This window comes from Flavobacterium sp. IMCC34518 (assembly GCF_027111095.2).
GTDB classification, from domain to species: Bacteria; Bacteroidota; Bacteroidia; order Flavobacteriales; family Flavobacteriaceae; genus Flavobacterium; species Flavobacterium praedii.
Map to the genome: position 1 here is coordinate 1514159 of NZ_CP114284.2, position 23809 is coordinate 1537967.

Annotated in this window: 17 protein-coding genes; 7 read left to right on the forward strand and 10 right to left on the reverse strand. The window is 33.7% G+C overall.

The window, feature by feature from the left end; genetic code table 11:
• Window positions 1-870 precede the first annotated feature (870 nt).
• The 5 genes from OZP06_RS06700 to OZP06_RS06720 all read right to left on the reverse strand — a co-directional run bounded on the left by OZP06_RS06700 (window position 871) and on the right by OZP06_RS06720 (window position 6487).
• Window positions 871-2769: an amidophosphoribosyltransferase gene (locus OZP06_RS06700; protein WP_281324393.1), complete on the reverse strand. Its 1899-nt coding sequence runs from the start codon at window positions 2767-2769 to the stop codon at window positions 871-873.
• A gap of 137 nt (window positions 2770-2906) precedes the next feature.
• The gene (locus OZP06_RS06705) at window positions 2907-3830 is read right to left on the reverse strand and encodes a PfkB family carbohydrate kinase (RefSeq protein WP_269224206.1); all 924 of its coding nucleotides are present in this window, start codon (window positions 3828-3830) and stop codon (window positions 2907-2909) included.
• A gap of 241 nt (window positions 3831-4071) precedes the next feature.
• On the reverse strand, window positions 4072-5088 hold the full coding sequence (locus OZP06_RS06710) for a cytochrome-c peroxidase (protein ID WP_281324394.1): 1017 nt from the start codon (window positions 5086-5088) through the stop codon (window positions 4072-4074).
• Between the two features lie 327 nt (window positions 5089-5415).
• The gene (gene rnhA / locus OZP06_RS06715) at window positions 5416-5895 is read right to left on the reverse strand and encodes a ribonuclease HI (RefSeq protein ID WP_269224208.1); all 480 of its coding nucleotides are present in this window, start codon (window positions 5893-5895) and stop codon (window positions 5416-5418) included.
• Between the two features lie 16 nt (window positions 5896-5911).
• The gene (locus tag OZP06_RS06720; RefSeq protein WP_269224209.1) at window positions 5912-6487 is read right to left on the reverse strand and encodes a phosphoribosylglycinamide formyltransferase; all 576 of its coding nucleotides are present in this window, start codon (window positions 6485-6487) and stop codon (window positions 5912-5914) included.
• Between the two features lie 178 nt (window positions 6488-6665).
• On the opposite strand from OZP06_RS06720, the gene OZP06_RS06725 reads away from it, so the two are divergent.
• From OZP06_RS06725 to OZP06_RS06755, 7 genes are all read left to right on the forward strand, one after another.
• Window positions 6666-6902, forward strand: a complete 237-nt coding sequence (locus OZP06_RS06725) for an acyl carrier protein (RefSeq protein ID WP_007137004.1) — start codon at window positions 6666-6668, stop codon at window positions 6900-6902.
• A 188-nt stretch (window positions 6903-7090) separates the two neighbouring features.
• On the forward strand, window positions 7091-8350 hold the full coding sequence (fabF, locus tag OZP06_RS06730; RefSeq protein ID WP_269224210.1) for a beta-ketoacyl-ACP synthase II: 1260 nt from the start codon (window positions 7091-7093) through the stop codon (window positions 8348-8350).
• A complete protein-coding gene (rnc, locus tag OZP06_RS06735; protein WP_281324395.1) occupies window positions 8351-9091 on the forward strand; it encodes a ribonuclease III in 741 nt (246 codons plus the stop codon).
• Window positions 9092-9205: 114 nt separating this feature from the next.
• On the forward strand, window positions 9206-9694 hold the full coding sequence (locus OZP06_RS06740) for an IPExxxVDY family protein (protein WP_281238539.1): 489 nt from the start codon (window positions 9206-9208) through the stop codon (window positions 9692-9694).
• 5 nt (window positions 9695-9699) lie between these two features.
• Entirely contained in the window at window positions 9700-11130 is a 1431-nt protein-coding gene (gene pyk / locus OZP06_RS06745) for a pyruvate kinase (protein WP_269224211.1), read from the forward strand.
• A gap of 140 nt (window positions 11131-11270) precedes the next feature.
• Window positions 11271-12881 carry a DUF6377 domain-containing protein gene (locus tag OZP06_RS06750; RefSeq protein ID WP_281324396.1) on the forward strand — a complete coding sequence of 537 codons (1611 nt, stop codon included), beginning with the start codon at window positions 11271-11273 and terminating at the stop codon, window positions 12879-12881.
• Between the two features lie 284 nt (window positions 12882-13165).
• Window positions 13166-15283 carry a glycoside hydrolase family 97 protein gene (locus OZP06_RS06755; protein WP_281324397.1) on the forward strand — a complete coding sequence of 706 codons (2118 nt, stop codon included), beginning with the start codon at window positions 13166-13168 and terminating at the stop codon, window positions 15281-15283.
• Between the two features lie 117 nt (window positions 15284-15400).
• Here OZP06_RS06755 and OZP06_RS06760 read toward each other — a convergent pair whose 3' ends face one another.
• From OZP06_RS06760 to OZP06_RS06780, 5 genes are all read right to left on the reverse strand, one after another.
• A complete protein-coding gene (locus OZP06_RS06760) occupies window positions 15401-16750 on the reverse strand; it encodes a DUF5689 domain-containing protein (protein ID WP_281324398.1) in 1350 nt (449 codons plus the stop codon).
• 18 nt (window positions 16751-16768) lie between these two features.
• The gene (locus OZP06_RS06765; protein WP_269224216.1) at window positions 16769-19606 is read right to left on the reverse strand and encodes a carboxypeptidase-like regulatory domain-containing protein; all 2838 of its coding nucleotides are present in this window, start codon (window positions 19604-19606) and stop codon (window positions 16769-16771) included.
• Window positions 19607-20007: 401 nt separating this feature from the next.
• The gene (locus tag OZP06_RS06770; RefSeq protein ID WP_269224564.1) at window positions 20008-21222 is read right to left on the reverse strand and encodes an MFS transporter; all 1215 of its coding nucleotides are present in this window, start codon (window positions 21220-21222) and stop codon (window positions 20008-20010) included.
• Between the two features lie 308 nt (window positions 21223-21530).
• A complete protein-coding gene (locus OZP06_RS06775) occupies window positions 21531-22577 on the reverse strand; it encodes a Gfo/Idh/MocA family oxidoreductase (RefSeq protein WP_281324399.1) in 1047 nt (348 codons plus the stop codon).
• Between the two features lie 114 nt (window positions 22578-22691).
• Complete coding sequence (locus OZP06_RS06780) at window positions 22692-23762, reverse strand: NADH:flavin oxidoreductase/NADH oxidase (RefSeq protein ID WP_269224217.1); 1071 nt, start codon at window positions 23760-23762, stop codon at window positions 22692-22694.
• Window positions 23763-23809: the final 47 nt, after the last annotated feature.

Here is a 23809-nt window from a genome sequence, read left to right on the forward strand (position 1 = left end):
AATAAAAAAGGTGAAATGTTGCTTTCACCCTTTTTGCCCCAAATCTACCATAAACTTAACCTACTAAAAATTATGATAGTCAAATATAATTTGAAATATACTGTTATAAAATTATTTTCGATGAACATCCTAAATACTCGTTTAATTGATAATTAACTGATTTACAGATTCATTATAGCACTTATTATTGTAATTAATAGGTATTGATGCCAAACATATAGAATTTAAAAGGTGACTATATTCCAATAAAAAAGGTGAAATGTTACTTTCACCCTTTTTGCCCCAAATCTACCATAAACTTAACCTACTAAAATCATGGTGGTCAAATATACGATAGTATTACTGCTAATAGAAATATATTCGATGAACATCCTAAATACTCGTTTATTTACTATCTAATTGATTTTCAATACTTTTAATAGTGTATTTAGCAATTATTTTATGGTTAAAAATTTTATTGAACATTAAAATCTTGACTATTGTCCAATAAAAAAGGTGAAATGTTACTTTCACCCTTTTTGCCCCAAATCTACCATAAACTTAACCTACTAAAATCATGGTAGTCAAATATACTATGATAAGTTTATGAATAAAAATATAGTCGATAAATTCCTCAAATAGTCGATAACCTACTAAAATATTGATTTTCAGCACACTTAAAAAAATTTAGTTTCTGAAAATTGAAACAAAAAAACTAAACCCTGACTTTATTCCAATAAAAAAGGTGAAATTTTACTTTCACCCTTTTTGCCCCAAATCTACCATAAACTTAACCTACTAAATCATGGTAGAACAAATGTACTTTTATAAATAAAATTTTAAAAATAAATCCGACTAAGTACCCATATAATCGATTATCGGGAAAATTAATTAATATGCTCTAGCGTCTTTGCCTTCATAGAAATTCATGAAAGCTCTATTTACTACACGATTCCCTCCTGGTGTTGGATAATTTCCAGTAAAATACCAATCGCCAAGATTTTTTGGACATGCAATATGTAAATCCTCTACCGTTTGGAATATAATTTTCACTTCTGCTTTAATTTCTGGAGAACTAAGCATTTCAGCTATTTTATCCGAAACTTCTTGAGCTGAAAAAGGTTCGTATATAGCGGTAACATAATTTACAACATCAGAATCATTGTAGTTCTCTTGTGCTTTGCATTTTGCATATACTTCGTCTACAATGTGATACAAATTTCGCTCTCTTAATAATTCTAAAGCTGCTTTAAAAGCTACCAGTCCTTCTAGTTTTGCCATATCAATTCCGTAACAATCTGGAAAACGGATTTGAGGAGCAGAAGAAACAATAACAATTCGTTTAGGATTCAAACGATCCATCATTTTGATAATACTCATTTTAAGAGTAGTTCCTCTTACAATACTATCATCAATTATAACAAGGTTATCTGATGGCTTTATAACTCCATAAGTCACATCATAGACGTGCGCCACTAAATCATCTCTACTACTATCCTCGGTGATAAAAGTTCTTAATTTCGCATCTTTTATGGCTACTTTTTCCGTTCTGATTTTTACAGACAATAATTTTTCTAAAGAATCCGCATTCAGTACCTCCTTGTTTTCAAGAATATAATTTTTCTTTCTTTGGTTCAAAAAATCTTGAGCAGCTTCAACTAAACCGTAAAAAGAAGTTTCAGCTGTATTTGGAATATAAGAGAAAACGGTATTATCAGTATCATTATCTATCGATTCTAAAACGGCTGGCAAAATAAGTTTTCCTAATTTTTTTCTTTCTTGATAAATTTCGGCATCACTTCCTCTAGAAAAATAGATGCGTTCAAAAGAACACGCTTTTTTTACAGTAGGAGTAAGGATTTCTTTCATAGAAACGTCTCCGTTTTTTTTGATAATCAAAGCGCTACCTGGTTCTACTTCCTTAACTTTATCAAAAGGAACATTGAAAACAGTTTGAATCACAGGGCGTTCAGATGCTACTACTACAATTTCATCATCTTGATAATAATATGCTGGACGAATACCTGCAGGATCTCTAAACACAAACGCATCGCCATGCCCTAAAAGACCAGCCATAGCATATCCTCCGTCTAAATTTTTTGAAGAACGGGTTAAAATTTTGGCAACATCCAATCGTTCAGCAATAACAGGCGAAGCTTCTCTTTTTGACAGCCCCTCCGTTTTACAATCCTGGTACAATTGCATCACTTCTTTGTCCAAAAAATGACCAATTTTTTCCATAACTGTAACGGTATCCGCCATTTCCTTGGGATGTTGTCCTAATTCTACAAGGTTTTGAAAAAGCTCTTTAACATTAGTCATGTTAAAATTTCCAGCCAAAATTAGATTTCGATGCATCCAATTGCTTTGACGCAAAAAAGGATGAACACTTTCGATACTGTTTTTACCAAAAGTACCATAACGGACGTGGCCTAAGAACAGTTCTCCAATATAAGGAATATTTGCCTTCAATTTTGGCACATCATCTGCATATTCAGGATGAGCCACCATTTCTTCATTTATACGATCATTGATTTGTTTAAAAACATCTTGAATGGGTTGTGCATGATTGGATCGTACCCGACTAATGTATCTTTCACCAGGTTCTACATCCATTTTTATACTTGCAAAACCAGCACCATCTTGACCACGGTTGTGCTGTTTCTCCATCATTAAATACATTTTTTGGATACCATAAAATGCAGTGCCGTACTTTTCTTTATAGAATTCAAGAGGTTTTAAAAGTCTAACTAAAGCTATCCCACATTCGTGTTTTAAAGCGTCGCTCATTGTTTTTTTGTTTGTAGTTATTGTATTTAATGGTGTGTCTATTTATACTCTTAATATAACGATGCAAATTCGCACGTTATTTTATAAATATTGACTGTACTAATTAAAAAAAGCCTCATTTTAGAGGCTTTTTGATATTATAATTCTATATCAAAATGGGTCAGAGCTTTGAATTGCTTCAACCTTGTTAACACTTCATTTTCAGTTAAGCCGATCATTCGTTCCGTTCCAAATTTTTCTACACTAAAAGAAGCTAAATTTGAACCATAAATTATTGCTTTTTTCAAATTATCGAAAGAAACATTTTCACTTTGTGTAATAAATCCAGAGAAACCACCAGCAAAAGTATCTCCAGCTCCTGTTGGATCGAATACTTCTTCTAAAGGCAATGCAGGAGCAAAGAAAATCTCTTCACCATGAAACAATAGCGCACCATGTTCCCCTTTTTTGATTACCACATATTTAGGTCCCATTTTATGGATTTTGGCAGCTGCTTTAACCAATGAATATTCTCCAGAAAGCTGACGTGCTTCTTCGTCATTTATCGTTATAACATCTACTCTCTTGATAATTTCCAATAATTCAGGCAAAGCGCAATCCATCCAGAAATTCATAGTATCTAAAACCACTAATTTTGGTTTGGTTTCCATTTGATCTAAAACACTGCTTTGAACTAAGGGATGCAAGTTACCTAACATCACAATTTCGGCGTTTTTATAATCTTGAGGAACTTTTGGTTGAAAATCAGCCAAAACATTAAGTTCTGTAACCAAAGTATCTCTAGAATTTAAATCATTATGATACAACCCACTCCAAAAGAATGTTTTACCTCCTTTTACAACTTCTATCCCTGAAATATCAATATTTCTATCTACTAATAAATCCAAATATTCTTGAGGAAAATCATCGCCAACTACAGAAACTATAGCAGATTTTACATTAAAAAAAGAAGCGGAGATACCAATATAAGTGGCTGCTCCACCAAGAATTTTATCTGTTTTCCCAAAAGGAGTTTCAATGGCGTCGAAAGCTACTGTTCCAACAATCAATAATTTATTCATAAATAGTTTCAATATAGGTGATTCGAATTAAGGCGCAAAGATAGTTTATAAGTTTTAGAGTTGCAAAGGATGAAGCTCTCAAAGTTTTCACAAAAAAAAGATGCTCTTTAAAACTAAATCACAACTACTGTAAAGATCTAATAATAGTTCTAAAAATAAAAAAATCATAAAAAAAGTCTGAAAAATAAATCTCAGACTTTTTAGTATATAATGTTTATTAAATCAAAACTTTAAACCCTTATTATTCTTTGTATTTGGCATCTACATCAGCCGTTAAAGCTTTCAAAAATTTCTCAATATCGTTGATATCGGCATCTGAAAGCTCTTTATTGAGCTGAATTTTTCCCATTACTTTTATAGCTTCCTTGAGTGAAGCAACAGAACCGTCATGAAAGTAAGGATACGTCTTTTCGCTATTTCTTAAACTTGGAGTTTTAAACATAAATTGGTCCCCTTCTTTTTTAGTTCTATCATAAAGTCCCATATCTATTTTTTTGCTGTGTGTCAATTTAGCATAATCGCCATACACTCCAAATTTTTGCATCAATTGACCTCCTACCGCAACTCCACTATGACAAGTAATACAGCCATTGTCGATAAAGGCAGTTAATCCTTTTTTCTCTTGATCATTTAAGGCTTTTTCATTGCCATCTAAGTAATCGTCAAATTTACTTTTTGGATTTAATTGGCGCTCAAATGCCCCAATAGCGTTAGTTAAATTTGCAAAAGTTATGGGTTCTTTATCATTTGGAAAAACGATCTTAAAAGCGGCTTGATATTCAGGCAGATCTCTTACCTTTTTTTCTAAAAAAGCTTCGTTTGGAATTCCATGTTCAACTGGGTTTAATAACGGCCCTCCAGCTTGTTCCTCAACATCTTTGGCACGACCATCCCAAAATTGCATTGCATGTAATGAAGCATAAATTACCGAGGGAGAGTTTCTTCCTCCTAATTGTTTGGTGTCTCCAAGTGAAAACGATTTGTTATCAACCCCATAAGTTGCCAAATTATGACACGAATTACAGCTAACAGTTCCGTTTTTTGACAAAGCTTTATCAAAATACAACTTTTTCCCTAAATCAATTTTATTTTGAGCAATCGTCACAGGCTCTATAGTTGAAATGGATTTAAAAAAATTATTTGCTTTTTTTGCGAGTTCTGATTTCTCAATTATTGGCTTTATTGAGAAATCTTCTTTAGTTTCTTTTTTGCAACCAAAAAAAACTAACCCTAGGATAATAAAAACTAACTTTTTCATTTTAATAAATTTTATTATTCAAAGTTAGATTAGAACTTAGTAGAATACAAATTACAAACACTTGCTAGATAATCCTTTAAGCAAACATTAAGACTACAAAAAAGTACTTTTTGAAATTACTACAAAAATCAATATTTAGTACATTTAAAGAAAGAGAACAAGTCAAATATTATTTTATTCTAAAATGTACATTGAACTTAAATTAGATACTTTCATAGTAACAATTATATTAGAATTGAAATATACAACAATAAGTAATTTGCATTTAGAAATGCAATTTTGTTGAAAAAAAATTGGTTCCCAATCATATATTAAAACACAAACAAATCACAACAATTTTCCCTCTACATTTTCATAAAAAGCATCAACAGAAAGGCTTTTTTGCATAGAAGCCATAACAGCCAATTCATCACACCTTTCATTTTGGGGGTGATTATTATGTCCTTTAATCCATTTAAAATCGACTTTATGTTTTCTATAAACAATGAGAAATCTTTTCCATAAATCCGCATTTTTTCTATCTGCAAAACCTTTTTTCTCCCATCCCAAAACCCATTTTTTTTGCACAGAATCTACCACATATTTAGAATCAGAGATTACTAAAACGCTCGTATTATCATTTTTTAGTTTTTCTAAACCCACAATAACACCTAACAGTTCCATTCTATTGTTAGTAGTATAGCGAAAACCCTCATAGAATTCTTTTTTATAAGGTTTACCAACCCATTCCATGACTACACCATAACCGCCATTTCCAGGATTCCCTTTTGCAGCTCCATCCGTATATATATGTACATCGTAATTCAAAGTCAGAGATTTCAAGTTAGAGGTTTGAAGTAGCGGTAAGAAGTTTTTCAATAACCTCAGGAAAATATTCTTGCTCCAGGGTATGAATTTTTATAGCTACTGATTCTGGTGTCTCATTATCAGCAAGCAAAACACTTTGTTGAAATATAATATTTCCTTCATCATAATTTTCATTTACATAATGAATGGTTATTCCAGTTTCTTTTTCTTTATTTTCAACTACAGATTTGTGAATATTCATACCGTACATTCCTTTACCACCAAACTTTGGTAATAATGCAGGATGTATATTTATAATCTTATTTGGGTAAGCAAAGATCAAATTTTGAGGAAATTTTAATAAAAAACCAGCTAAAACAATTAAATCAGGCTCAAAGTTATTAACTTTTTGTAATACTATTCCTGAATTTAACTCGTCTTTTGAAAAAATTACTGTTGAAACTTGTAGCTTATTTGCTTTCTGAATAACGGACGCAGTAGAATTATTTGTAAAAACTGCCACTACAGTTCCTGTAGATTTTTTTGCAAAAAAATTAATAATATTTTCAGCGTTAGTACCCGATCCAGAAGCAAATATCAGTATTTTTTTCATAATTATTTTTTATAAATTTATGCAAAAAAAGGAATAAAAAACGAAAATAAATAGGTTTGCGAAATCTTTGTTGAAATAAATTTTATAAATTAGTAGTCATATTTATTAACTAAATAGTTGTTTTAAAATAAAGTTGTTTTATTTTTGCCAACAAATTAAATTCTAAAATTAAAAGATTATGTCAGACATTGCATCAAGAGTAAAAGCGATTATCGTAGACAAATTAGGTGTTGACGAAAACGAAGTTGTAACAGAAGCAAGCTTCACTAATGATTTGGGAGCTGACTCATTAGACACTGTTGAGCTTATTATGGAATTCGAAAAAGAATTTGATATTCAAATTCCAGATGATCAAGCAGAAAACATCGCTACTGTAGGTCAAGCTATCTCTTACATCGAGGAAGCTAAAAAATAATAATGACACACCCGATTTCTAAAAATTTAAAATTTTAAGAATCGGGTGTTCTTATTTTAATAAAAAATTTTTCGATTGAATTTCAATCAAATTACATACATAATAATACCCATGACTCTTTTAGTTACTCTTTTTAGTATAGAAAGCATGGGCTTTATTTGTTAAAAGATAACAAAAATAAAAACGTTATGGTTTTAAGAAGAGTTGTTGTAACAGGCCTTGGTGCTCTTACTCCCATTGGAAATACTATAGAAGAATATTGGAATGGACTTATTAACGGTATCAGTGGAGCTGCACCGATAACTTACTTTGATGCTTCAAAATTCAGAACTCACTTTGCTTGCGAATTAAAAAACTTCAATGTTGAAGATTTTATAGAACGCAAAGAAGCTCGTAAAATGGACCGATATGCGCAATATGCGATGGTTTCATCTGAAGAAGCTATGAAAGATGCAAATTTTAATCTAGACACTATAGACAAAGATCGTGCTGGAGTAATTTGGGGATCTGGAATTGGCGGATTAGAAACTTTTCAAATTGAAGTCCTAAATTTTGCTGCAGGTGATGGAACTCCAAAATTCAATCCTTTCTTTATACCTAAAATGATTTCGGATATTGCTTGTGGGCATATTTCTATAAAATATGGATTTAGAGGCCCTAACTTTGCAACCGTTTCAGCTTGCGCTTCATCAACAAATGCTATTATTGACGCCTTCAACTATATTCGTTTGGGTCATGCCGATATTATGGTAACTGGAGGTTCAGAAGCCGCAGTAACAATTGCTGGTATGGGAGGTTTTAATGCAATGCATGCCTTATCTACAAGAAATGATGATCCAAAAACTGCTTCTAGACCAATGGACAAAGACAGAGATGGTTTTGTACTTGGAGAAGGTGCTGGAGCATTAATTTTGGAAGAATACGAACACGCTGTAGCCCGTGGCGCAAAAATTTATTGCGAAATTGGTGGTGGCGGTATGTCTGCAGATGCATACCATATAACTGCTCCACATCCAGAAGGATTGGGCGCCAAAAATGTAATGCTAAACTGCTTAAGAGATTCTGGTTTGCAACCAACCGATGTTGATGGTGTAAACATGCACGGAACTTCAACTCCATTAGGAGATTTAGCAGAATCAAAAGCGATTCAACATGTATTTGGAGAACATGCTTATACCATGAATTTGAATTCCACAAAATCAATGACAGGGCATTTACTAGGTGCTGCTGGAGCTATAGAAACCATTTCATCCATATTATCATTAAAGCATGGTATCGTCCCTCCAACTATTAATCATTTTACAGATGATAAAAACATTGACACTAAATTAAACTTTACATTTAATGTAGCTCAAAAAAGAGAGATGAATGTGGTAATGAGTAATACCTTTGGTTTTGGCGGACATAATGCATGCGTATTAGTTAAAAAATTAGATTACAAATCATAAATGCGTATAGTTAGAAAAATATTCTCAAAATCCCGTTCTCTTGAAGACGGGATTTTTTTTGATGCTATTCAACCCATTCTAGGTTTCAATCCCGTTAACTTAGAATGTTATAAAAAAGCATTCACTCATCGTTCCTCAAATCGCCTTGATTTAAAAGGAAATCCAATTAATTATGAAAGACTTGAGTTTTTAGGTGACGCCATGTTAAGTGCAGTAATTGCGGCTTATTTATTCAATGAAGCACCTTTAGGAGATGAAGGATATTTGACTAAGATGCGTTCTAAAATTGTCAGCAGAGAACATTTAAATGAATTGGGAAAAGATTTGAACTTGATAAAATTTGTTGAAAGTAAAGTCCCTGTACAACATTTTGGCGAAAACATCCATGGTAACATATTTGAATCTTTAATTGGTGCTATCTATTTGGACAGGGGATATGAATATTGCGAAAAATTCATTCAGAAGAGAGTTATCATTCCATATGTAGATATTGCTCGTCTTGAAGGAAAAGTAATCAGCTATAAAAGCCTCGTAATAGAATGGTGTCAAAAAGAAAAAAAACTGTTTCACTATGATATTTTTGAAGACAATGCTATAGATGGGCAACGGTTGTTTGGAGTAAAACTAAGTATTGATGATAAAGTCATTGCTAAAGCTAGAGCTACTTCAAAAAAGAAAGCAGAAGAAAAAGCATCCCAACGAGCTTACTTTGCATTTCAAGAGAAAATTGACAGAAAATAACTATTCTATTATCAATACTACATCGTTTTCGTTAATAAAATATCAAAATCCTAGCCATCAAGCATCCTTTTGCTAAATTAGAAATAGTATCTTTACATCTTATTTTTTAATGAAATGGCAATTCATAAACTAGATTTTGGCGAATTTGACGAAATAGATTATAGTTTAATTGCTATTCACACCACATTAGAGGATTACAGATTGGCTTATTTTATTAATCAAGGGCTTCATGTAAATCTGAATAAATCTATAAAAGATATTCAGATTGCTGTTAAAGAAGGAGAAGCTCATTTTTCTAGATTTCATTATTATGAAAAAAAGAAAGAAATCACATGGGATTTGATACAGAATAAAAACGAAGTCATTCAACAACAAAATGAAGAAAACCAAAGTTTATTTTCGAATGTTAATATAGAAGTTGCTACAAAAGTATTTATGCTTCCAGAATTTAAAAAAGTAGATTACTTTTTAAAAATAGAAAACACCGATGAGAGTTTGAATCTTTTGAAAATACAAAATACATTGAATTCAATAGAAAACATATCGACAATATATATAGTCGATACTAATAAAATAAAATCTAAAAACAATTTAATTTTTTAATACAAATGCTTACAAACAAAAAAACCAAAATTGTAGCCACACTTGGGCCTGCATGTAGTACACGAGAAATCATAAAAGACATGATTGAGGCAGGTGTAAATGTATTTAGAGTAAATTTTTCACATGCTGATTATGAAGATGTAAAAAATAAAATAAACATTATTCGTGGAATAAACGAAGAATTTGGATACACTACAGGAATTCTTGGAGATTTACAAGGGCCAAAACTTCGAGTTGGAGTAATGGAAGACGGAGTAGTTGTAAATGATGGAGATCTTATCACTTTCACCACTGCAGAAGACATTCTTGGTACATCTAAGAAAGTTTTTATGAAATATAAAAACTTTCCTAATGACGTAAATCCTGGCGAAAGAATATTACTTGATGATGGAAAATTAATTTTCGAAATCGTTGAGACAGATAAAAAAACAGAGGTAATAGCACGTGTTATCCAAGGAGGAGAATTAAAATCTAAGAAAGGAGTTAATTTACCAAATACAAAAATTTCTTTGCCTGCAATGACAGAGAAAGATGTAGCTGATGCAAAATTTGCTATTGAACAAAAATTAGATTGGATTGCTCTTTCTTTTGTAAAAACTCCAAGAGATTTACAAGATTTACAAGACCTAATTGCTGTACACTCTGAACATAAAATTCCTATTATTGCAAAAATCGAAATGCCAGAAGCATTAGAAAACATTGATAGAATTGTTGCCTATTGTGATGCTTTGATGGTAGCTAGAGGGGATCTAGGAGTTGAACTTCCTGCACATGAAGTACCATTAGTTCAAAAAGAATTAATTCGAAGAGCAAAAACTGCAAGAATTCCAGTTATTGTTGCCACACAAATGATGGAAACAATGATCACTAGTTTGACTCCTACTCGTGCTGAAGTAAATGACGTAGCTAACTCTGTAATGGATGGAGCTGATGCAGTAATGCTTTCTGGAGAAACAGCAGCAGGTAATTATCCAGTTCAAGTAATTCAAAAAATGACTCAAATCATTGAAGCAGTTGAAGATTCTCCGCTTATTCAAGTACCTCAAAATTCTCCACAAGTAAGAACAAATCGTTTTATAACAAAAACTGTTTGTCAGCATGCAGCGATTATGGCTAATGTAATTAAAGCTAAGGCAATCTGTACATTAACAAATAGTGGATATACTGCATTTCAAATTTCAGCTTGGAGACCATCAGCACATATTCTTGTATTTACATCTAATAAAAGAATTTTAACTCAACTTAACCTATTATGGGGAGTAAAATCATTCTATTATGAAAAATCTGTAAGCACTGACGATACTGTAACCGATGTTAACAATATTGTTAAAGATAAAGGATATGTAAAAAAAGGCGATTTCTTGATCAACTTGGCCGCTATGCCGATTACTGACAAAGGAATGGTAAACACCTTAAGAGTTTCAGAAATAGAATAACTTTTGGTACATAAAAATTGTAAAACCGTCTTGATTTTAAAAATTCAAGACGGTTTTTGCATTTAAATTTTTAATTATTTTTACAAGAAATAAATCTTCCCTCAATGAATCGTTTTATATTCTTTTGTATTTTTTTATTAATGTCATTCCATTTAATTGCTCAAAACAATTCAAATGTATTATTGATTGAAATAGACAAAACCATAGAAAACAAAACGTATTATACCCAAAAGAAAGAACACAAGATTACTCAGCTCAAAGCATTTTTAAAACATACTACTAGTCTAGAGCAAAAATATGATATAACGAGAAAATTATACAATGATTACCAGTCGTATCAATCTGATTCTGCTTTGGTTTATGCCAGAAAGAATTTTCAAATAGCGGAAAATCTAAACGAACCTGAAAAATTAAATCAGGCCAAATTGAATCTCGTGTCCATAATGGGAACATTGGGTATGTACAAAGAAGGAATTGATGTACTGAATGCCATAAATATTGCATCTACGCCCAATTTAAAAGGTTCTTTTTATGGTATGACTAGAGTCATTTATGGACAAATGGCCGATAATGCATCCTCGCAACAAGAAAAAGAAAAATATCTTTTGCTTTCCAAACAATACCGAGATTCCTGTGTGGGTTATTACCCAACAAATACGGTACCATACATTATCGCTAAGGCTGATTGGTATTTAGACCATGCCAAACAGAACGAAACGCTAGATTTATTACTTCCTTTTTTTTCAAAAATTCATCAAAACGACCCCAATCGGGCTATTATATCTTATATCATTTCACAAGCCTACAAGCAGAAAAAAGATAGAAAACTGGAAAAAAAATGGCTTAGCATTTCGACATTATCGGATTTGCAATTGGACAAAAAAGAATACATTTCGTTACGATCATTAGCGTTCCTGCTTTATGAAGAGGGTGACATTGAGCGATCCTATACCTATATAAAACGTTCTCTTGACGATGCTGTTTTTTGTAATGCCCGCTTGAGAACGTACGAGATTTCTAAGATGTTGCCTATTATCAGCGAATCCTATCAGAAACAAAACGAAACCAACAGATTTCAATTGGTTCTATTTCTAGTTAGTGCAGGCATTTTGGTACTTATTTTGCTTGCACTCTTGTTTTTATTATCCAAACAAATGAAAAAATTGTCAACGGCAAAAAAAGATTTAAGTTTCGCTAATAATAAACTTTCAGAATTGAACGATCAACTAAACACATTTAATGAAAAATTAAATCTTTCGAACAACACCTTGACGGAAGCTAATTTTTTGAAGGAAATATACATTGGTCGCTATATGGATCAATGTTCCGATTATTTAGGAAAACTGGATGAATACCAACGAAAACTAAATGTATTGGCAACTACCGGAAAAATTAAAGATTTGGTAAGTGCAGTAAAATCAAAAGAATACATTGAAAATGAACTGAAAGACTTTTATACCAACTTTGACCGAACCTTTTTGCAACTCTTCCCTAATTTTATTCGTGATTTTAATACTTTATTAATTTCAGAAGAAACCATTCAACTAAAGGAAGGTGAACAACTCAATACCGAGTTGAGAATTTTTGCACTCATTCGTTTGGGGATAAAAGATAGCGCTAAAATTGCTGTTTTTCTTCGTTATTCCATTTCTACCATTTACAATTACCGATCACAACTCAAAAACAAATCGGCTGGGCCAAGAGAAGAATTTGAAGAAAAAGTAATGCGAATTGGAACAAGCAATAAATAAAACGCTTCATCTAAGAATTTATTGGATTTAAATTTATCCTAATTTAAAATATATTTTTACTTCATTACCACTTTTTTTTAAATCAAAATAATTTTAAAGTATTGATTTTTAGTATTTTTAAGTTATTTTTAAAAATCACAATCTACTTTTTTAAAGTGACAAATTTTTTTAAACTACAAAGCATCTACTTTTACTTTCACGAAAACGATATCTCACTTTAGCACCTTGATAAATCGTTTTCGTAAAAGCCATTCGAAAAATCAACCTCTAATTATTTTTTTAAAATGAAACATTTACTTTATACAGCGCTGTTCTGCTTTTTGGTTTTGCAGTCTGCGAATTCCCAACAGTTGAAATCTCCTAATGGAAAATTCACGATGGACTTTACATTACAAAATGACGGCACTCCAAGTTATAGTTTAAACTATAAAGACAAAGCGGTTATAAAACCAAGTAAATTAGGACTTGAACTTAAAAATGATAAAAAATCATTGTTGAATGATTTTACTATAATTGATAGCAAAACTGCCACTTTTGATGAGACTTGGAAACCCGTTTGGGGAGAAGTGGAAAATATTAGAAATCAATATAACGAACTGGCTGTTACGCTAAACCAGAAAGAAACAGATAGACAAATCATCGTCCGTTTTCGATTGTTTAATGATGGATTGGGCTTTCGATATGAATTTCCAACCCAAAAAAACTTGGTATATTTTGTTATAAAAGAAGAAAGAACACAATTTGCTATGACGGGAGACCATACTGCATATTGGATTCCGGGAGATTATGACACCCAAGAATACGATTACACCATTTCGAAATTATCTGAAATAAAAGGATTAACTGAAAAAGCTAAAACCAGTAATTTATCGCAAACCTCCTTTTCTCCAACTGGCGTTCAAACTTCTCTAATGCTGAAAACAGCAAATGGAATATACATCAATTTACATGAAGCGGCGTTGATTAATTATTCCTGTATGCACTTGAATCTGGATGATAAAAATATGGTTTTTGAATCTTGGTTAACTCCTGATGAAAAAGGAGATAAAGGGAACATTCAAGCTCCAATGCATTCGCCTTGGCGTACCATTATCGTGAGTGATGATGCTCGAGAAATTCTGGCTTCCAAAATGACTTTAAACTTGAATGACCCTTGCAAAATTGAAGATACTTCTTGGATAAAACCCATAAAATATGTTGGTGTTTGGTGGGAAATGATTAGCGGAAAAAGTTCCTGGTCGTACACCGATGAATTTCCCTCGGTACAATTGGGTGTTACTGATTATTCTAAAGCAAAACCAAACGGAACACATGGTGCTAATAATGCCAATGTGAAAAAATACATTGATTTTGCTGCTGCTAATGGATTTGGTGCTGTATTGGTTGAAGGTTGGAACGAAGGTTGGGAAGATTGGTTTGGTCATTCTAAAGATTATGTTTTTGACTTTGTAACGCCTTACCCCGATTTTGACGTGAAAGGCATACAAGAATATGCAAAATCCAAAGGTGTGAAAATGATTATGCACCATGAAACCTCCGGATCGGTTCGTAACTATGAACGTCATATGGATCAAGCGTACCAATTTATGAAAGACAATGGATACGATGCGGTAAAAAGTGGTTATGTAGGGAGCATCATCTCTAATGGAGACAATCATTACAATCAATTTATGATAAACCATTATCAATATGCCTTAGAAAAAGCAGCTGATTATAAAATTATGGTTAATGCCCATGAAGCAGTTCGCCCAACGGGTATTTGCAGAACTTACCCAAACCTAATTGGCAACGAATCTGCTCGAGGAACAGAATATCAAGCTTTTGCTGGATCCAAACCAAACCATGTAACATTATTGCCTTTTACTCGATTAATTGGTGGCCCAATGGATTATACTCCCGGTATTTTTGAAATGGATTTAAGTAAATTTAGTCCCAACAATAAATCGCACGTAAACAGCACGATTGCCAATCAATTGGCTTTATATGTAACCCTTTACAGCCCGTTGCAAATGGCTGCCGATTTTCCTGAACACTACAATAAATTTCCGGATGCATTTCAGTTCATTAAAGACGTAGCTGTAGATTGGAGCGAAAGCAATTATTTGGAAGCTGAGCCTGGTCAATATATTACCGTAGCCCGAAAAGCAAAAGGAACCAACAACTGGTTTGTTGGGAATGTAAATGGTTATGAACCTCGTACTTCAAGTATCAATTTTTCATTTTTAGAAAAAGGAAAAAAATACACAGCCACGATTTATGCTGATGGGAAAGACGCTAATTACAAAACAAATCCACAGGCTTATACCGTTCGAAAAATAGAGGTAACCAATACTTCTAAACTTTCTCAACTAAGTGCAGCTGGAGGCGGTTACGCAATAAGCATCATTCAAAATAAGAAATAATTTTTTCCTAATCCGAACGGATTAAAAAAAGTGAACCATTAAGACATTAAGCTTCATTAAGGATTAAAAACTTAATGAGCCTTAATTTCTTAATGGTTTAAAATTTTAAAGTTTATATTATTTATCTCCATAAATCTGAACATCATCTATTTGAAAAGCGCCATCCAAAGCAAGGTTTTTTCCTGAGCCTGTGTACTTGAAAGCAATGTTTATTTTTCCAGTATACGATGACAAATCAACTCCTCCCGAACCCACAAACTGATACCAAGGCGTAGCTTGTTTAGGCAATACAACTTTTAGCGAAATCCAAGTGGCTTTGTCAATATTCAAACCATCAAAATTTTGGGAAACATAAACTTCGAGTGAATTTAATGACGAATCCACATCTAAGTGATGTTGCGCCGATCTAAAAGTGAGTACTTCTTTGGTATGCAAATCCATATCAATTTTTGGAGAAATCAGCCATGCAATATTGGATACTACTTTGGTTCCTGTAGTATTGAATTCGGCATAACCATTGCCTGCATACACGGTTCCCAACCAATATTTCGTTCCTTTTTGCACCAAATTTGTCCAACCTGAAAGATTGAGTTTGGTATTGGTTTCCACACTTTGGAAATTTTCTGCAAAGAACGGAACTACAGCCGTTCCTGTAAACTCAACATCTTTTTCAAATCGTGCCAACAATTGATAATCCGAGCCAAACTTGGTCAAAACGCCTCGTACTTTTCCACTTCCGTCGGGAACAATTTTATCTGCAAAATCAGCAAAACTACTGGTTCTAAATAACACTTGATTTCCCAATCTATCGGTCAAACTCCAGTTGGTCGCTCCACCAACATCGTTCGATTCTTCGTAATAATGGCGTCCAATGGCATCAGAAGTAAATTGCACATCAGACAATTCTACCAAGGTATTTATATTGGCATCCTGCAACAAATCAGGAATAGAAACAGGACGCACTAAAAGTTCCTCACTCACCATTGTGCAAGAAGCGTTCAGTACTTTTTTATAATCATTTGGAGAAATTCTACCCACACCTCCTTCATTGTACGTATTGACGTAAATGCTTCCTATTCGCATCCCTCCAAAATTAACATCCGTATATTGATCTTTCATTTTGATATAGACTTTATTACCCAATCTAAAATCAATATAAGTGTACGAAGCATCTACAGGAACACTAAAACCTACTGCTGGGGTTGCGGCTGTAGCCAAAGTTTGAAACGAAATGGTCTTAAAAAAATTTCCAGCCTCATCGCTCGAAATCACATACGCTTCAATAATATCATCGTACGTATATTGTGTTACAATGGAACCTGTAACGGCTCGAACTTCTTCAACGGTGCGGTTTACTTTCAAATCGGGTTGGGTGCAAGTTAATTTTGGTATATCAAATTCTTCTGTAGCACAACTGCCAAAAGTCAATGTAATTCCTAAAAAAACAGTATAGAATTTTAAGTTCATATTCTTTTATTTTAAAATTTATAAATTGATGTACAGGTTTACAAAATACGTTCTCCCATAACCGTAAAAATATTTGTTTCCAAAATTGGGAGTTCCACTAGAAACATCTTGATTGAATTGTCTGAAATTGGCATTTCGAGCTTGCTCATACCCTCCGGTTTTATACGTTAGATCCAAAACATTATTTACTGTAGCAAAAAGTCCAATATTCTTTCCCTTTATTTTCCATGATTTTCCGCCTGAAATATTTAACAAAGTTGTTGGATCAAATACTTCTTGTTTTAATAATTCCCTCGCTCTTTCTTCTGAGGCTTCTGGAAAATTAAAACCACTAGCTGGATTTTTATAAAAAGTTGCCGTTCTGGAAATAGGAGAAATATCTATAAAACTGTCAGCCAAATAATTGAAGTTGGCACCAATCCACCAATATTTTGGATCTCTGTATTCGATTCCTAATGCAAAAGCTTGCTGGGGCATTCCCGCCTGATGGTAATTTTTTAATGATGCTGTTCCAAAATCAAATACCGGATTTGGATTTTCAGAAGTTGCCTGAGCATCATTGGTAATCGTAACATTCGGGTTGCTGTCAATTGTATATTGACCATATCCAGCCGAGAAATTTGCCATTAGTGTTGGGCTTAATTGGTATTGAAAACTGAATTCCACACCTAAATTTTTCTTATCCAAATGTTTCAAAGTCTGACTCACAAAAGCGTCTGTATTGGCATATCCTGCTCCATCATCAAAAATTCCCTCGGCATAAAAGAACGAAGTTTGAGTGATGTTCTTTATTTTGGCATAAAAAAGAGTGAGACGGGTTTGCCATTTTGGAGTCCTGTAAAAATAACTCGCATCCAAACTGCTTATATTTTCACTTTCTAAACCAGAAACAACCGAATTGTTCAATCTCGAATTTGGAAATGTATTCCTGATAGTTGGTGCATTAGAAAGATACGCTCCATTAAAATTCAATTGTTGTTTACCAGAAATTTTGAAAAGTATTCCACCTTTAAATCCAAAATTCTCAAATTGAACTTTCTCACTTTTCCCGAAAGAATTGGTTGAATAAATTCCGTTTTGGTACAAGCCTTCTCTTTGATAATTGGTGCTTATAAAATTTTGAGCCAAATAAAAATCAACTTTGTCATAGGTGAATTTAAAGTTGGTAAAAAGGTTTAACGTATTTGCATTGTAATTAAAGTTGTAACCATATTTATCTCCCTCCACAACCTGTCTATCGGGATGATTCAAATCGGATTGCGCTTGACTTCCATTATAAAAAACATCTAAATCGTCAAAATACAAACCTCCCAGTAAGTCCGTTAATTGTTGGTAATTATGTGATTTTAAATGGCTGTAAAAACCACCGGCTGTCAAGAAAAGATTGTCACTTATTTGCGAATTGAAAGTCGAAGCAGCCGTTGTCGTTTGGTCATCTGTACGATCTTCATATAAAACGTAATTGCTTTTGGCGGGAGCATATCCTGTTATTTGACCGTTTGCATCTATAATTGGAGTTTGATTTGCAAAATACAGGGCCTTCCAATCAATTTGATTATTGGCTAAAAACTGTTCCTTGCTTTTGCCCGCATTTACATAATCTGGAGTAAATTCTCCTGAAAACGAACCATTATCTGGTGCATACTGGGAACTATAATAACTCGGCATCTCTCTGTAATACGTTGGATCCGGACTATTACTGTTTTGGTAATCAATATTGCTGTTGATGATTTTTCCAAATTGATATGTCAAACTTGAATTTAGAGTCGTAAATTCATTAATTGCATAAAAATGATTCAGCATCAAGATGGGTTCCTCGATAGTTTTTATTCTGGCATTTCGCTTTTTTCCTTCATGCCAACCCCAATAAGAGTTGTAGTTGTAGCTTGTTAATTCTGTGACTTCAGCGGTATTTGGTGAATTTTTGGCTCGTGAATTGGGTGTGTAAAATCCTGAGAAATTTAATGAATGATGGTCGCTTATTTTCTTTTCAACACTAACAAAACCCGCTAAAGCTTTATAATTGGTTCCTTCAAAATACCCTTCTTCGGCCCAGCGAGTTCCTGCTGAAACCACAAATGCCCACCCTTTGCTATTCATTCCAGAAGCATAAGTACCTACCATTCGCCAAGAATAATTGGTATTGGTTCCTGTAAAAGAAAGAATCGTCCCTGGCTTATAAATCGAAGCTCTAGTATTAATTTCTTGTGTTCCCAAAATCCCTCCAAAAGCATAATCCGAAGGAAAGGAACCCACAGTAAATTCCTGATTCCGAACCACATTATTCAACCCACCCCAGTCCCCCCATTGTGGTCTTCCGTCAAACAGTTTGTTCATTGTAACCCCATTAATCATGGTCGTTGCAAATTGACTGTCTAACCCCCGAATTCTAAAGCGAGCCTGTCCCCAATTGAAAGCTGCGGCTTGCTGAAAAGCATCTCTGGAAGATTGTAAAAGCCCCGAAGTGCTTTCGGAACCACTATTATCATCACTCAAATCACTTTCAAGAAGTATAATTATTCCTGTTTGTTGTTCTGATGTTTGATTGTCTTCTAATGGAATAGTACCCAAATCTACCATTTCATCTTTGATAATAACAACTGGCAGTATCATATCCTTAAACCCTTGACTGTGCAAAAGCAACAATTGATTTCCGGGGACTACTGCATAAAAACTAAAAATACCATCAGTTGTTGTGAGTTGCATCAACTGCGTATTTTCAATCGTAACCACTACATTTTCTAATGGTTTTTGAGTTTTAGCATCAATAATTTTCCCTTTAATTCCAGTTGGTTTTTGTGAAAACACAAAAGTAATTTTCAATAAAAAAAGCATTCCTAACAAAGATTTACCCATACTTATTTTGTAAACTTATTTGGATACAGCAAGTGGCGCATCCAAGAATTAGATTCGTTTAAAAAAGTAGGTTCTAACCTCAACTGTGTGGGTTTTATCAAATAGAGACTTTTATCAAAATAAATTTTGATAAATAATAAACCATTAAGGAATTAAGATTCATTAAGCCATTGTAACCTTGATGAATCTTAATTCCTTAATGGCTTAGAGTTTTAAATTTAATCTTAAATTTAAAAACCCCACACAATTCGTGGTAGAACCAAAAAGAAAAAAAAGTTTTGGAAAAAATGTGGTATTTTGAATTTTCAATCAAAAAAATAACATCCGATTGAAATTCAAGCGATAAACTTAAGTAAAAAACTATTAAGTTGTATGTAAAAAGTAATTATTTTCTTTGTTTTTTAATTAATTGTCTTAATTCTGCTTACCATAAATGCAATGAAAACACCAAAAATGCCAATAAAAGCAAAGGAATAACGCAAACTAGAAGCTTCTGCAATATATCCTATCATAGGTGGTCCCATTAGAAAACCAAGAAAACTTACACTAGAAACAGCTGTTAAAGCTTCACCAGTAGGTATCGTTGGATGTTTCCCTGCAATACTATAGAGAGTAGGAACTATTGTTGAAACCCCTAAACCAATAACCATAAAAGCAATCATTGAAGGTATCAAATATGGAAATATAACCGCTGTAAAAAAACCGGATGAAATCATAATTCCACTAATTTGCATTACCGTTTTTCGTCCAAATTTATTGATTAATTTGTCTCCAAAAAAACGACCGCTGGCCATCATAATCATAAAAGAGGTGTACCCTAAAATCACTAAAGCTCCAGGAACTTTGACTATATCTTTAAAGAATACGCCACTCCAATCAAACATGATTCCTTCGCTAGCCATACTACAAAATCCAATAATACCAAGTAAAACTAAAGTCGTATCTGGTTTTCGGAATCCCTTTTTCTTCTCTGTTTTAATAGTTTCTTTGGCTTTAATTAAGAATTTAAAGTTGAATGCTATCAACAAAAAAGCAATGAAAGCAACAATAAGAAAATGAGAATACGTACTAAGACCTAATGCTAACATTCCCAATCCTACCAATGCACCAGTAAATCCAGCCATACTCCACATTCCATGAAAGGAAGACATAATGGTTCTTTTAAAAAGTCCTTCGGTATAAACCCCCTGTGTGTTTACAGAAATGTTCGTTAGGTTACTAAAAACTCCAAAAAAGTACAATCCAAGAGCAAGTTGCCATGCATTTTGTGCCAATCCCAAATTAGTCAAACTAATCGCATACATCAAAATAGAAAAAAGTAAAATACGATGACTACCAAAACGAGTTACTAATTTACCAGAAAAATACATCATCGATAACTGACCAACAGGCAAAGCAAACAGAATGGTTCCTAATTGACCATCACTTAAATGCAGATCCGATTTGATAGTTGGAATTCTACTTGCCCAAGTAGCGAAACACAATCCCATAGCAAAATAAAACATAGAAACTGCTCCACGAATTCTAAATAAATAAGAGGCTTTTGCATCCTTATATATTTTCTTGTATTTGCCTTTGGGCTGAGAACTACCAATAAGATCTAAATCTGTCAAAATGTTTGTTTTTGGGATTGTGGTCATCAAAAATACAAAAAGAAACATTTCAAAGGCGCAAACCCATCAGTAAGTATTATTTATAACGTTATTGTTAGAAAATAAATCCAATTCTATCCAAAGTAAAAATCATTTACTTCGTCAGTTCGCAAAAGCTCGTGTGGGGGTGCCCCCGTTGAGCAAAGGAGCTAATTTTTAGTACCGCTTATTCCGCTCCTTTACTCAACGGGGTCGGGCTATTGCCGTTACTTCGGTAACTTGGCGCTATCCCTCACCCAAACTGCAAAACGAGATATTGAGTATTAAAAACATCATTCCTTCAACCCAATAATTTTCCCTTGAGCATTACTTTCAATAGCAGCTTCTATTATTTGCATTACCTGCAAACCTTCTTGAGCAGTAACTGGTTCTTTGGTATCATTCACAATCGAATGATAAACACCATCAAAAAAGTCATAATAATTTCCCTGCAGTGTTGGAATTTTATCTTTAATAATTTTCCCGTCAATCTCCGTATGCAACAATCCTTCGTTACCAGAAACTTCTTTCCCCCATGAATCAAGGTTTGGTTTCTTTCCGAGCTTTAATTCGTCTTCTTGCACATCACCACGTGGTTTCAGGAAAGACCCTTTTTTACCGTGAATAACATACGCAGGGTTTGCTTCACGAACAAAAAAACCAGCTTTCAATCGCACTCTAAAATCCGAATAATAAAACAAAATATCTATCCAATCATCGACCAAAGAATGCTCTCGTGTGATTCGAATATCCGCAAAAACACTTTGGGGGAATCCAAATAAGGACAATGCCTGATCAATTATATGCGGTCCTAAATCCTTTAGAATGCCGGCACCAGAATTAACCGTTTCTTTATGCCCCTTCGGACTCAAAAGCGGATTATAGCGATCAAAATGAAACTCAGCTTCCACCAATTCTCCCAACACTTTATCGGTAACCACTTTTTGTACCGTTTTAAAATCACTGTCCCATCTTCGATTTTGGAAAACCGAAAGTTTTAATCCTTTTTCTTTGGCCAAATTCACCAATTCCTGAGCTTCAGCAACCGTCGTCGTAAACGCTTTTTCTACTACAGCGTGTTTCCCAGCAAGCAAAACCTGCTTAGCATATTCAAAATGAGTTCCTACCGGCGTATTTACAATGACCAAATCTATATCGTCCTGAAGTAATGTCGCAAGAGTTGGATAGCTTTTTACATTTGGATAATCCAATTGAATTAAATGTTTGCTTCTTTCCCAAGAACCAACCAATTCAAATCCAGGATGAAATTCCAAAAAAGGAGCGTGAAAAACTTTTCCAGACATCCCATAAGACAGTAATGCAGCTTTTATTTTTTGCATATTTTTTATGGTATTTTACAATCCTGCGAGGTTTCCAAAAACCTTGTAGGTATAATTAATTTAGCACCTACAAGGTCAAAAAAGACCTTGCAGGAAAATTGAATAGAAAATAATTTATCTCGTTTTGGCTCTATCGTATTGTTTTGGCCATTGAACATCAACACCTAATTCTTGCGCAAAAGTCAATCCCAAATTTGGATTTCTAAGCGATTCTCTGGCAAAGAAAACAAGATCAGCCTTCCCGCTCGCCACAATAGCTTCGGCTTGTTGAGAAGTGGTTATTAAACCAACCGCTCCAGTCAAAACCCCTGTTTCTTTTTTGATTTTTTCGGCAAAATGTACCTGATAATTAGGCGCCAAAGGAATTTGTTGATGCGATACCAATCCGCCTGAAGAAACATCAATTAAATCAACACCTTTTTCTTTTAGAATTTTAGAAAGTTGAACTGATTCTTCAGCATTCCAACCTTCATCAGCCCAATCTGTAGCTGAGATTCTAACCATCAAAGGAAATACTTTTGACCATTCAGACTGTACGGCTTGCAATACTTCCAGAAGCAACCGAATACGGTTTTCAAAAGAGCCACCATATTCATCGGTACGTGTATTAGACAAAGGAGATAAAAATTGATGCAATAAATATCCGTGGGCAGCATGAATTTCAAGAACTTGATACCCTGCTTGCTCCGCTCTTCGTGTAGCTAATTTAAAATCAGCAATAACTTTCTGAATTCCAATTTTATCCAAGGCTACAGGAGCCTGCTCATTGTCATGATACCCAATCGCACTTGGCGCAACCGTTTCCCATCCGCCTTGATTTTGAGTCAATTTTTTATTGCCGTACCACGGAGACGAGACACTGGCTTTCCTACCCGCATGAGCCAATTGTATTCCGGGAACCGAATTCTGACTAATGATAAATTTGGTGATAGCCTGTAATTTCTTGATGTGGTCATCACTCCACAACCCTAAATCGCCTGGAGAAATTCTTCCCTCGGGAGAAACAGCAGTAGCTTCCTGAATGATTAAACCAGCACCACCTGCAGCGCGGCTTCCAAGATGTACCAAATGCCAATCATTTGCAAAACCATCTTGTGCAGAATATTGACACATAGGGGAAATTGTGATTCTATTTTTGAAAACAATACTTTTTATTTGTAGACGAGAAAATAATTGTGAAGACATATATATAAGTATATTAATGTTTTAACCATTTTGAATTAAAACTAGAT